Raw genomic sequence first — 12,003 nt, forward strand, 5'->3', positions numbered from 1 at the left:
GGGGGCCGGTGTGCGGGAGGCGGGGGTGAGGCGACCGGCCGGGGGCGGCCCGCTGCGGCGGCTGGTGGTGCTGCGGCACGCCAAGTCCGCCCGGCCCGAGGGGGTCGAGGACCACCGCAGGCCGCTCGCGCCGCGTGGCCTGCGGGACGCGCCGGCCGCCGGGCGGGCCCTCGCCGCCGGCCCGCTGCCCGACCTCGCCCTGTGCTCCACCGCCGTACGCGCCCGCCGCACCTGGGAGCTGGCCTCCGCCGAGTGGGCCACGCCACCGCCGGTCCGCTACGACCGGCGGCTGTACGCGCCCGGCGTACCGGAGCTGCTGGAGGTGGTGCGCGAGGTGCCGGCGCGGGTGCGCACGCTCCTGCTGGTCGGGCACAACCCCGGCCTGGAGGACCTGGTGCTCGCCCTGGCCGCGGACGGCCTCGACGACACGCTGGACCGGGTGCGCGCGAAGTTCCCGACCTCCGCGTGCGCCGTGCTCGCCTGGCACGGCACCGGCTGGCCGGACCTCGGCCCCGGCGGCGCCCTGCTCATCTCGTTCACGGTCCCGCGCGGGAGGAAGCGGGGCTAGCGAGGGGGTCCCGGTCGAACGGCCGGGATCACCCGGCACCACAAGGGCGGCACGGCCATGGCACGGCATCGGGATGCCTCTTCTCCCGTGCCGGACGGTCTGCCGCCGCTCGCGGAGCATGCTCGTGGAGCATGACCGGGGACGAGGGTGCCTGTATCCGCGGCGGCGAAGACGGCCCGCGCAAGACGCCGCCGGGTGATCACCTGCCGGACTGCCGGCGGCCGGCGGACCGTCTGTCCGGCGCATCCGGCTCCGCAGGACGTCCCCGGCCACGGATTAGGCTGGCGGAATGCAGGACGAGTACCGCACAGTCGCCCGCGCGGGCGTGCACGAGACCGAGATCAACCGCTCCCGCTTCCTGTGCGCCCTCGCCCCGGCCGCCACCGAGCAGGAGGCCCAGGAGTTCGTCGCCGCCGTGCGCAAGGAGCACGCCGACGCCACACACAACTGCTGGGCGTACGTCATCGGCGCCGACGCCTCCGTGCAGAAGGCCAGCGACGACGGCGAACCGGGCGGCACCGCCGGCGTGCCCATGCTCCAGATGCTGCTGCGCCGCGACATGCGGTACGTGGTCGCGGTCGTCACCCGCTACTACGGCGGCGTCAAGCTCGGCGCCGGCGGACTGATCCGCGCCTACGGCGGCTCGGTCGGCGAGGCACTGGACGCACTGGGCACGATCACCCGGCGCCGCTTCCGGCTGGCCACGGTGACCGTCGACCACCAGCGCGCGGGCAAGGTCCAGAACGACCTGCGCGCCACCGGACGCGAGGTGCGCGACGTCCGCTACGGCGAGGCCGTCACCCTGGAGATCGGCCTGCCGGACGCCGAGGTGGACGCCTTCCGCTCCTGGCTCGCCGATGTGACGGCGGGCACGGCCGGCCTCGAACTCGGCGGCGAAGCCTACGGAGACGCCTGACGATTACCGCGAATCGGACATAACACCCCCGTGGTGGGCGGGTCGTGACGGCGATACGCGAGCAACCGCCCGTGGTGTCGGACCCGGCCGTTAGTCTCGGGGCCCATGAGACTGCTGCACACGTCCGACTGGCACCTCGGCCGGGCCTTCCACCGGGTGAACCTGCTCGGGGCCCAGGCCGAGTTCATCGGTCACCTCGTCGGCACCGTGCGTGAGCACGAGGTGGACGCGGTGGTCGTGTCGGGCGACGTGTACGACCGCGCGGTGCCGCCGCTCGCCGCGGTCGAGCTGTTCGACGACGCCCTGCACCGCCTCGCGGACCTCGGCGTGCCCACGGTGATGATCTCCGGCAACCACGACTCGGCCCGCCGCCTCGGCGTCGGCGCCGGACTCATCGGCCGCGCCGGCATCCACCTGCGCACCGAACCCGCCGCCGCAGGCACCCCGGTCGTGCTCCGGGACGCCCACGGCGAGGTCGCCTTCTACGGCCTGCCGTACCTCGAACCGGCCCTGGTGAAGGACGAGTTCGGCGTCGACAAGGCCGGCCACGAGGCAGTCCTCGGCGCCGCCATGGACCGGGTCCGCGCCGACCTCGCCACCCGCCCGCCGGGCACGCGTTCCGTCGTCCTCGCCCACGCCTTCGTCACCGGCGGCCAGGCCAGCGACAGCGAGCGGGACATCACCGTCGGCGGGGTCGCCGCCGTACCGGCCGGGGTCTTCGACGGCGTCGACTACGTGGCGCTCGGGCACCTGCACGGCTGCCAGACCCTCACCGAGCGCGTGCGCTACTCCGGCTCCCCGCTCGCCTACTCCTTCTCCGAGGCCGGCCACCGCAAGAGCATGTGGCTGGTCGACCTGGACGCGGACGGCGCGGTGACCGCCGAACGCGTCGACTGCCCGGTGCCCCGCCCGCTCGCCCGCATCAGCGGCACCCTGGACGACCTGCTCGCCGACCCGGCGCTGACCCGCCACGAGGACGCCTGGGTCGAGGCCACCCTCACCGACCCCGTCCGCCCGGCCGACCCCATGGCCCGGCTCACCGAACGCTTCCCGCACACCCTCAGCCTGGTCTTCGCCCCCGAACGAGGTCAGGACGACCCCCGGGTGTCGTACGCCCGGCGCCTCGCCGGCCGCAGCGACCAGCAGATCGCCCAGGACTTCGTCGCCCATGTGCGCGGCACCGGCCCCGACGGGCACGAGGCGGCCGTGCTGCGCGAGGCCTTCGACGCCGTACGCGCCGACCACGCCGTGCGGGAGGTGGCCCGGTGAGGCTGCACCGGCTCGACATCACCGCCTTCGGGCCCTTCGGTGGCGCCCAGCGCGTCGACTTCGACGCGCTGTCCACCGCCGGGCTGTTCCTGCTGCACGGCCCCACCGGCGCCGGCAAGACCTCCGTCCTGGACGCCGTCTGCTACGCCCTCTACGGCTCCGTCCCCGGCGCCCGGCAGAGCGGCCAGGGCATGCACCTGCGCAGCGACCACGCCCAGCCGGGCACCCGTACCGAGGTCCGCCTCGAACTCACCGTCGCCGGACGCCGGCTGGAGATCACCCGCCAGCCGCCGTGGGAGCGCCGCAAACTGCGCGGCAAGGGCATGACGGTCGACAAGGCCCAGACCTGGCTGCGCGAGTACGACGCCCAGGCCCGGACCTGGAAGGACCTCAGCCGCTCCCACCAGGAGACCGGCACCGAGATCGAGCAGCTGCTCGGCATGAGCCGCGAGCAGTTCTGCCAGGTCGTCCTGCTGCCCCAGGGCGACTTCGCCCGCTTCCTGCGCGCGGACGCCGAGGCCCGCGGCAGGCTCCTGGGCCGCCTCTTCGACACCCAGCGCTTCAGCGACGTGGAGAAGCGCCTCGCCGAACGCCGCCGCGCCACCGAGGCACGCGTGCGCGAGGGGGACGCGGCGCTGCTCGCCGACGCCCACCGCATGCAGCAGGAGGCCGGCGACGCCATGGAGCTGCCCGAGCTGGCCCCCGGCGACCCCGGCCTGGCCGCCGCCGTCCTCGGCGCCGCCGCCGTCGCCCGCAGCACCGCCCGCGAACGCCTCGCCGTCGCCCACTGCCGGCTCTCCGCCGCCGAGTCCGCCCACGCCGCGGCCCGGCGCACGCTGGAGGAGGCACGCGAACTCGCCCGGCTGCAGAGCAGGCTCACCGAGGCCCGGCAGCGCGCCGAGCGCCTCCAGGAGCGGGCCGGCGCGCACCGCGAGGCGCAGGAGCGCATGGCGCGGGCCCGCAAGGCGGAGGCCGTCGCACCCGCGCTGGAGCTGTGGGAGGCCGCCGAGACGGAACACCGCCGGGCCGCCGCGGCCGAGGCACGGGCGCGCGCCCTGCTGCCCGACTCGCACGCCGGCGCCGGCGCGAGCGGACTCGCCGCCGCCGCCCGCCGGGCCGCCGAGGAACTGGGCGGCCTGGACGCGGCCCGGCGCGCCGAACGCCGGCTCGCCGAACTCGCCGAGGAACGCGCCGGACTCGACCGGCAGGAGCACGCCGACGACGACGTACTGCGCGAGGCCGACGCCTGGCTCGCCGACTGGGACACCACCCGCGCGGCCCTCCAGACCCGCATCGATGCCGCTCAGGAGGCCGCCACCCGCGCCGAACAGCTCGCCGTCCAGCGCGCCCCCATGCAGCGGCGGCTCGACGCGGCCCGCACCCGCGACCGGCTGGCCGCCGACCTCGCACAGGCCCGGGAGCGCGCGCGTGACTCCGGGCAGCGCGCGCTGGACGCCCGCGCCCACTGGCTGGACCTGAAGGAGCAGCGGCTCAACGGCATCGCCGCCGAACTGGCCGCCCACCTCACCGACGGCGAGCCCTGCGCGGTCTGCGGCGCCACCGAACACCCCGCCCCCGCCCTCAAGGTCGCCGGGCACGTCGACCGCGAGACCGAGGACCGCGCCCTCGCCGCGTACCAGCGGGCCGAGGAGCAGCACACCGGGGACGAACGGCGCCTCGGCGAGGTCCGCGAGGCCCTGGCCGCGGCCACCGCGGAAGCCGGCGACACGCCCGCCGACCGGCTCGCCGCCGAGGCCGGCGAACTGGAGCAGGAGTACGCCCGCGCCCGCCGCGAGGCCTCCGCCCTGCACCCCGCCCAGGAGGAGCTGCGGCGCGCCGGGCAGGAACGCGAGCAGCGCCTCGCCGACCGCCAGCAGGCCGCCGTACGGGCCGCCTCCCGGCTCACCCGGCGGGACACCCTGGAACGCGAACAGAGCCTGCTGGAAACCGAGTTGGCGCAGGCTCGGGGCGCCGCCGACAGCGTGGCCGCGCGCGCCGCGCAACTGGAGCGGCAGGCGGCCCGGCTGACCCACGCCGCCGACGCCGTACGCGCCGCCGAGGACGCCGCCCAGCGGCTGAAGGACGCCGACGCCCGGCTCGCCGACGCCGCCTACCGGGCCGGCTTCGACACCCCGCAGGCCGCCGCCGAGGCCCTGCTGGACCCCGCCGCCCACCGCGAGCTCCAGCACCGCCTGGACGCCTGGCAGCAGGAGGAGGCCGCCGTCCGCGCGGTCCTCGCCGAGCCCGGCACCGCGGCCGCCGCCCAGCAGCCGCCCGCCGACCCGGCCGCGGCCGAGCACACGGCGGCCGGCGCCGAACGGCGGCTGCGCGAGGCCGCCTCCGCGCGCGACGCCGCCGCCCGCTGCTGCACCGAGCTGGACCGCCTCTCCGCCCGCGCCGCCGAAGCCGTCCGCCGGCTGGGCCCGCTGCGCGAGGAGTACGACCGGGTGGCCCGGCTCGCCGCCCTCACCGCGGGCACCTCCGCCGACAACGAACGCCGGATGCGCCTGGAGTCGTACGTCCTGGCGGCCCGGCTGGAACAGGTCGCCGCCGCCGCGACCGTGCGCCTGCAGCGCATGTCGTCCGGCCGCTACACCCTCGTGCACTCCGACGACCGCACCGGGCGCGGCCGCAGCGGACTCGGGCTGCACGTGGTCGACGCCTGGACCGGACGGGAACGGGACACCGCCACCCTGTCCGGCGGCGAGACCTTCTTCGCCTCGCTCGCGCTCGCCCTCGGTCTCGCCGACGTCGTCACCGACGAGGCGGGCGGCGTCCGCCTGGACACCCTCTTCATCGACGAGGGATTCGGCAGCCTCGACGACCAGACCCTGGACGAGGTCCTCGACGTCCTGGACTCCCTGCGCGAACGCGACCGCAGCGTCGGCATCGTCAGCCACGTCGCCGACCTGCGCCGCCGCATCCACGCCCAGCTGGAGGTCGTCAAGGGCAGATCGGGCTCCGCGCTGCGCCAGCGCGGCGTGGCCCAGGGGCTGTCCGGCCCGCGGCCGGACAGCCCCTCACCACGATCTGCCTGAACCGTCCCGGCGTCGAGGTCGGCTGCCGAGGAAGTGCTCGACGGCCCGGAGGGTCGGTACGTCGGTCAGGAAGCCGAGGTGGGTCTGGCGGACGTAGGGCTGGCCGCCGAGTCTCTTCACCTGCTCGTCCGTCAGCTCGCCACACCGCACTTCGTGGAGGCCGCGGTCCGCTGCTTCCGGCGGGCCAAGGCGGCCGGAGCGCTGCGTTCCTACCACGCCTGGGCGGCCAGCGGGACGAGCGCCGCCCGGCTTCACCAACGCGACGGGGCTGCTCTGGAGTCGGCCAGGACCGAGCTGTTCCACGCCCATCGGCTGCGCCGTGCCCGCAAGCCCCGTCCCGCGCGTGAGCTGCTGCGAGAAGCCTTGGAGATCTTCCAGCAGTTCGGTGCCGCCTCCTGGGCCCGGCGGGCCACCGCGGAGCTCCGCGCCGCCGGGGCCCGCGCGCAGGCCCCTGCCCGCCCGGGCGGCCGCGGGTCCGCAGCGGGCACGCAACTGACGGCGCAGCAGACGCGGATCTGCGAACTGGTGGCCCAGGGGGCGACCAACCAGGAGATCGCCGAGGTGCTCATGGTCAGCGTGCGAACCGTCGAGTACCACCTCAGGAACGTCTTCACCCGACTCGGCGTGCGCTCCCGCATCGAACTGGCCGCCCACTTCCGCCAGGTCCGGCGGGGCCGCCGATTCCTGCCGGACTGCCGGCCCCTGCCGGCTCTAGCGGCCCAGCGGGCGCCGGGTCAGCGGGGAGGAGTACACCACGCTGGTGGTCACCGAACCGAGCGCGCCGATCCTGCCCGACACCTCCTCCAGGTGGGACATCGACCGCGCGGTGACCTTGATGACGAAGCAGTCGTCACCCGTGACGTGGTGCGCCTCCAGGATCTCGGGCGTCGCCGCGACCAGGTCGTGGAAGGGCTTGTAGTTGCCGTTCGGGTAGCGCAGCCGTACGAAGGCCAGGATCGGCAGGCCCAGCCGCTCGGGGTCGACGACCGCCGCGTACCCCTGGATCACGCCCGCCTCCTCCAGTCGCCGGACCCGCTCGGTGACGGCGCTGGGCGACATCGACACGGCGCGCGCCAGCTCGGCGTAGCTGGCCCGCCCGTCGTGCTGGAGGACTTCGAGGATGCGCCAGTCGGTGGCGTCCGGGGAATACACGGTCATCCCGGATGAATAGCAGGGGAATCCCCGGCCGGGCAAGGGAAAGCCCGGGAATCGTCCCTTCAGAGCGCGGGCCGGCGGATCATAGATTCTCAGTCATGATCAAGACGACTTCCGCGAACCCCGTCCTGCGCGTCGCCCCCGCCGCCCCCGCCGAGGCCGCCGCCTGGTTCCGGGCGAGCCTCGCCTTCCACGCCGACGTCTCCGACGTCGCCGCCGCGCTCGCGGCCGGCGGCGACCCCGGGTTCGTCGTCGTGGACACCCGCTCCACCGAGTCCTGGGACCAGGGCCACCTCCCCGGCGCCGTCCACCTGCCGACCGCGCTCATCCCCGAGCAGGCCGAACGGCTCCTCGACAAGGACGTGCCGGTGGTGACGTACTGCTGGGGGCCCGGCTGCAACGGCGCCACCCGCGCCGCCCTCGCCCTCGCCGAACTGGGCTTCCGGGTCAAGGAGATGCTCGGCGGCTTCGAGTACTGGGCACGGGAGGGCTTCGCCTACGAGACCTGGCAGGGCCCGGCGCACCAGGACGCCGACCCGCTGACGGCACCCGTCGACGGCGACTGCGGCTGCTGAACCCGTTCCCCGGGCGGCGCGGCACACGGACGCGGGAACACACGTGGTCCGGGCACCGCGTCCGGGTAGAGTCGGGCAGTGCCCGAGCTGAAGCGGCTGCACCCCAGCCACGCCCCCGCGGTCCTGGCCTTCGAGCTGTCGAACCGCGCCTACTTCGCCGCCTCGGTCCCCGACCGGGGCGACGAGTACTTCGACCGGTTCACCGACCGGTACGACGCCCTGCTGGCCGAGCAGGAGGCCGGCACCTGCGCCTTCTACCTGCTCGTCGCCGAGGACGGTGCCGTACTCGGCAGGTTCAACCTGGTCAACATCCAGAACCGCACCGCGGAACTCGGCTACCGCGTCGCCGAGCACGTCGCCGGCCGCGGCGTGGCCACCGAGACCGTCCGCGAGCTGTGCCGGCTGGCGGCCCAGCGGTACGGACTGCGCACCCTGCGGGCGGCCACCGCCCACCGCAACGCCGCCTCCCACAGGGTGCTGACCAAGGCCGGGTTCGTCCCGATCGGACCGGCCGACCCGGCCGACCTCGGCGGTCAGCCCGGTACCTGGTACCAGTGCGACCTCGTCCTCCTGTCGTAGACCGCCTCCGGCCGCGGAGAAGTCCCGCCGACCGGCGGGGGTGCTCCGGCCACCTGCTGGAGGTTGACGGGGCTCCCTTCCTGGAATGTGGTGTCCGAGGGAAACTCCTCCGCCCCGGCGGAGCGGCTCTTCCCGATCGAGAAGGAGGTCGGACGGTGACGGTGCGACTGACGATGCTCTGCGCGACCGCCGCGGACGGCGGCCATGACCGGATCCTCGGGGACGGCGCCCCCGGCGCGCCCGTGACAGCGGCCGTGCCGCCGTACGCCCTGGCCCTGAGGGGCCCCTCGGCCCGCTGCGCGCGGACCGCCGAGGTCCTCGGGATCGACGCGGCGCCCCGGCACGCCCTGCGCGGCCTGGACCACGGCGCGTGGGAGGGCCGCCCGCTCGCCGACGTCGCGGCCGAGGATCCCCACGGCCTGTCCGTCTGGCTGACGGATCCCGACGCCGCACCGCCCGCAGGCGAGTCCGTGCGCCGGTTCTGCCGCCGGACGGCCGACTGGCTGACGGCCCTGCCCGCCGGCCCGGAGCTCGTGCTCGCGATCGTCGAGGAGTCCGTCGTCAGGGCCGCGCTGGTCCACGCCCTGGCCCTGCCCGCCCGCGCGTTCCGGTACCTGGACGTGCCGTCCGTGCTCACGCTGACGCTGCGCGACGGCGGGTGGAGCGCCCGGCTCGCCCCGCCGGCCGCCCCGCGGCACCGGCGGCCCGCCGACGGCCCCGGAACCGTCGCGGTGCCGACCCTGCCGGCCACCCGCCGCCACCTGTGCCTCACCGGCCGGCCCTGACCGGAGCGGTCCGGCCCGCGCGTCCGTGACCGCGGCGCCCGGCGGCGAAGCGGCCCCGGGCGTGGTACGAATCGGACAGTGGTGCCGTCGAGGCTGGAGCGCACGTGATCCGGGTACTGGTGGTCGACGACGAAGCCCTGATCCGCACGGGTTTCCAGCGGATCCTCGCCGCCGCCGACGGCATCGAGGTCGTCGGGGCGGTGTCCGGCGCCCAGGCCCTGCGGACGGTGCGCGAACAGGACCCCGACGTGGTGCTGCTGGACATCCGCATGCCGGACGTGGACGGGCTCACCGTCCTCGGTGATATCCGCCGGCTGCCGCAGCCGCCCGTGGTGGCCATGCTGACCACGTTCGACATGGACGAGTACGTGGAGACGGCACTGCGCTCGGGCGCCGCCGGATTCCTCCTCAAGGACACCGACCCCGAGGCGCTGCCGCTGGCGGTGCAGAGCCTGGCCCGCGGCGGCACCGTGCTCGCGCCCAAGGTCACCCGAACGGTGGTGGACGGCTACCTGAGCGCCGGACCGCAGGAGCGGCCGCCCAAGGCCCTCGAACGGCTGACCGGCCGGGAGCGCGAGGTGCTCGTCCTCATCGCCGAGGGCCTGTCGAACGCCGACATCGCGACCCGGATGCACCTGAGCACCGGCACGGTCAAGGACCACGTCAGCGCGATCCTCACCAAGCTGGAGGTCAGCGGCAGGGTCCAGGCCGCCCTCTTCGCCCAGCGGGCCGGCCTCCTCACGGAGGAGACCGGATGACCCGCCGCCCGCCCCCGCTGCTGCTGGACGGCGCGGCGGTGGCCATGGCCCTGCTCGACGTGTGGGCGCACTGGGACATCCACGAGCCGCTGCGGATGGCCTGCGGCCTGGGCGCCGCCGTGGCCCTGATGCTGCGCCGGCGGCAGCCGCTGCTCACCTACCTCCTCACCCTCCCGGCCGTCCTGCTGTCCGACGCGGTCGTCGCCTGTCTGGCCGCGCTGTACACGCTCGCCTCGCTCAGCCGTCCCAGGGCGCTGCTGCTGCTGTGCACGCTCGCCTTCGCGTTCAGCGACACGATGTCCCTGCCGACGCCGGAGCTCGATCTGTCCGACTCCCGGAAGCTGATCGCGTTCGGCTACAGCGCCGCCACCGCGGCCGCCGCCGTCTTCCTCGGCCAGCTCGTGCGGACCCGGCACGACCTTTCGCTGCGCCTCACCGAGATCTCCGAGGCGCGGGACCACCAGCAGTTGCTGACGGCCCAGGCCGTCCTGGCCAGGGAGCGCGCCCAGCTGGCGCGGGAGATGCACGACGTCGTCTCCCACCAGGTCAGCCTGATCGCCGTGCGGGCCGGAGCGCTCCAGGTCGGCGCGCGCGACGCCGACACCAAGGACGCGGCGGCGACGATCCGGCGGCTGAGCGTGCAGACGCTGGACGAGCTGCGCCACATGGTCGGCGTCCTGCGGGCCTCCGGCGGGCACCCGACGGAGCTGACCCCGCAGCCGGCGCTCGCCGACATCCGGCGGCTTGCCGACAACTGCGGCATCGAGACCCGGCTGCGGATGGAACTGCCCGACGGTCTTCCGGCCACCGTCCAGCGCGCGATCTACCGCACCGTGCAGGAGGCGCTGACCAACACCCGCAAACACGCCCCCGGCGCCACCGCGAGCATCGACCTGCTGCACGCCGACGGCTCCGTCCGGGTCCGGGTCACCAACACCGCGCCGACCCAGCCGCCCCTCCCGCTGCCCGGCGCGCACCACGGCCTGATCGGGCTGCGCCAGCGCGCCGAGCTCCTCGGCGGCACGATGACCTCGGGTCCCACGGGCGACGGCGGCTACGAGGTCTGCGTGGTGCTGCCGGCGAAGCCGACGGGCTGAGCGGGCTGCTCAGCGCAGCTCGTCGAACGCGATCTCCAGGTGCCGGGGACCGCGCAGCACGGCGTTCGGCCGGTACGGCGGCGGGTCCTCGACCAGGCGGGGGCCCTCCAGCCGCCGGGCCAGCTCGGACAGGGCCAGCTGGGTCTCCAGCCGGGCCAGCGGCGCGCCGAAGCAGCTGTGGATGCCGCTGCCGAACCCGAGGTGCTGGATGTCCCCGCGGTCCGGGTCGAACCGGTCGGGGTCCTCGAACCGCTCCGGGTCGCGGTTGCCCGCGGCGAGGGCCAGCCAGATCCGCGAGCCCTTGGGGATGGTGACCCCGCGCACCTCGATGTCGGCGAGGCACGTGCGCTGCGGCACCAGCTGCACCGGCGGCTCGTACCGCAGCAGCTCCTCCACGATGCCGACCGACAGGCCCGGGTCCGCCCGCAGCCGCTGGAGGACCTCCGGGTGGCGCAGCAGGGTGAGCATGCCGTTGGTGATCAGGTTGACCGTCGTCTCGTGACCGGCGATCAGCAGCAGCACGGAGGTGCTGAGCACCTCCATCATGCTCATGGAGCCCTCCGGGCCCCGGGTGTCGATCAGGTCGGACAACAGGTCGTCCCGCGGTTCCTTGGTGCGCTCCTCGACCAGTCCGGCCAGGTACATGCCGAGCTGCATCCGGGCTTCCTGCGCCTTCTTGCCTGTCTCGTCGTCCGGGCCCGGCCGCGTCTCCGGGTCGAGGCTCGCGACCAGCGGGTCGACCCAGGCGCGGAACCGCGGCTCGTCCTCCCGGGGCACCCCGAGCAGCCGGCAGATCACGGTGACCGGGAAGGGGTAGGCGAACTGGTCCACCAGGTCGATCCGCCGCGCGTCCCCGAAGCCGTCGATCAGCTCGGTGACGATCTCCCGCATCTCACCGCGCAGGCCGTCGATCCGCCGCGGCCGGTGCGGCGGCCCGAAGGCGCCGTTGGCGATGCGCCGCAGCCGGTCGTGCTCGGGCGGGTCGAGGCGCAGGAACGACGGCGGCAGCCCTCCGGTCTCGTCCGCCTGGCCCAGCTCGTCGTCCCCGGCGGCGGCCAGGTTGGTGGCGTCGGAGCTGATCCGCGGATCGTGGAGGAGCGCCTTGATGTCGTAGTACGAACTGATGATGTACGGGCCGTCCTCCTCCTCGTGGAGGACCGGCGTCCGGCGGAGTTCCGCGTACACCGGATAGGGGTCGGCGCGATTGGCGAAGTCGGTGATCTGGCGCAGCATCGAGGTGCGGGGCATGGCGGGGTCCTTCGG

11 protein-coding genes and 1 pseudogene are annotated in these 12,003 nt (G+C 75.1%); 10 read left to right on the forward strand and 2 right to left on the reverse strand.

Going from position 1 to position 12,003, the window contains the following annotated elements:
- The first annotated feature begins 25 nt into the window (after nt 1-25).
- The 5 genes and pseudogenes from IG05_RS0106080 to IG05_RS50495 all read left to right on the forward strand — a co-directional run.
- Nucleotides 26-568: a SixA phosphatase family protein gene (locus IG05_RS0106080; RefSeq protein ID WP_030339859.1), complete on the forward strand. Its 543-nt coding sequence runs from the start codon at nt 26-28 to the stop codon at nt 566-568.
- A gap of 289 nt (nt 569-857) precedes the next feature.
- On the forward strand, nt 858-1,484 hold the full coding sequence (locus IG05_RS0106085; RefSeq protein WP_030339861.1) for a YigZ family protein: 627 nt from the start codon (nt 858-860) through the stop codon (nt 1,482-1,484).
- A 105-nt stretch (nt 1,485-1,589) separates the two neighbouring features.
- Nucleotides 1,590-2,753 (forward strand): exonuclease SbcCD subunit D, encoded by a 1,164-nt coding sequence (locus tag IG05_RS0106090; protein ID WP_030339863.1) that lies wholly within the window; start codon nt 1,590-1,592, stop codon nt 2,751-2,753.
- Nucleotides 2,750-5,791: an AAA family ATPase gene (locus IG05_RS0106095; RefSeq protein WP_051789542.1), complete on the forward strand. Its 3,042-nt coding sequence runs from the start codon at nt 2,750-2,752 to the stop codon at nt 5,789-5,791. The genes IG05_RS0106090 and IG05_RS0106095 overlap by 4 nt, the downstream gene beginning before the upstream one ends.
- Nucleotides 5,792-5,944: 153 nt before the next feature.
- Nucleotides 5,945-6,430, forward strand: a pseudogene (locus IG05_RS50495) (response regulator transcription factor); the annotation flags it as partial.
- 72 nt (nt 6,431-6,502) lie between these two features.
- On the opposite strand, the gene IG05_RS0106105 reads toward IG05_RS50495, so the two are convergent.
- Nucleotides 6,503-6,949: an Lrp/AsnC family transcriptional regulator gene (locus IG05_RS0106105; RefSeq protein ID WP_030339870.1), complete on the reverse strand. Its 447-nt coding sequence runs from the start codon at nt 6,947-6,949 to the stop codon at nt 6,503-6,505.
- A gap of 95 nt (nt 6,950-7,044) precedes the next feature.
- Here IG05_RS0106105 and IG05_RS0106110 point away from each other — a divergent pair, with 95 nt between their 5' ends.
- The 5 genes from IG05_RS0106110 to IG05_RS0106130 all read left to right on the forward strand — a co-directional run bounded on the left by IG05_RS0106110 (nt 7,045) and on the right by IG05_RS0106130 (nt 10,740).
- Nucleotides 7,045-7,521: a rhodanese-like domain-containing protein gene (locus IG05_RS0106110; protein ID WP_030339872.1), complete on the forward strand. Its 477-nt coding sequence runs from the start codon at nt 7,045-7,047 to the stop codon at nt 7,519-7,521.
- Nucleotides 7,522-7,599: 78 nt separating this feature from the next.
- Complete coding sequence (locus IG05_RS0106115; protein WP_030339874.1) at nt 7,600-8,100, forward strand: GNAT family N-acetyltransferase; 501 nt, start codon at nt 7,600-7,602, stop codon at nt 8,098-8,100.
- A 155-nt stretch (nt 8,101-8,255) separates the two neighbouring features.
- The gene (locus IG05_RS0106120; RefSeq protein ID WP_030339876.1) at nt 8,256-8,885 is read left to right on the forward strand and encodes a histidine phosphatase family protein; all 630 of its coding nucleotides are present in this window, start codon (nt 8,256-8,258) and stop codon (nt 8,883-8,885) included.
- Nucleotides 8,886-8,989: 104 nt separating this feature from the next.
- Complete coding sequence (locus IG05_RS0106125) at nt 8,990-9,643, forward strand: response regulator (RefSeq protein ID WP_030339878.1); 654 nt, start codon at nt 8,990-8,992, stop codon at nt 9,641-9,643.
- On the forward strand, nt 9,640-10,740 hold the full coding sequence (locus IG05_RS0106130; protein ID WP_030339880.1) for a sensor histidine kinase: 1,101 nt from the start codon (nt 9,640-9,642) through the stop codon (nt 10,738-10,740). Before IG05_RS0106125 ends, IG05_RS0106130 begins: the two co-directional genes overlap by 4 nt.
- Nucleotides 10,741-10,749: 9 nt before the next feature.
- On the opposite strand, the gene IG05_RS0106135 is transcribed toward IG05_RS0106130, so the two are convergent.
- Nucleotides 10,750-11,988 (reverse strand): cytochrome P450, encoded by a 1,239-nt coding sequence (locus tag IG05_RS0106135; RefSeq protein WP_030339882.1) that lies wholly within the window; start codon nt 11,986-11,988, stop codon nt 10,750-10,752.
- Nucleotides 11,989-12,003: the final 15 nt, after the last annotated feature.

Origin of the sequence: Streptomyces sp. NRRL S-1022 (assembly GCF_000720135.1) — a bacterium.
GTDB lineage: Bacteria > Actinomycetota > Actinomycetes > Streptomycetales > Streptomycetaceae > Streptomyces.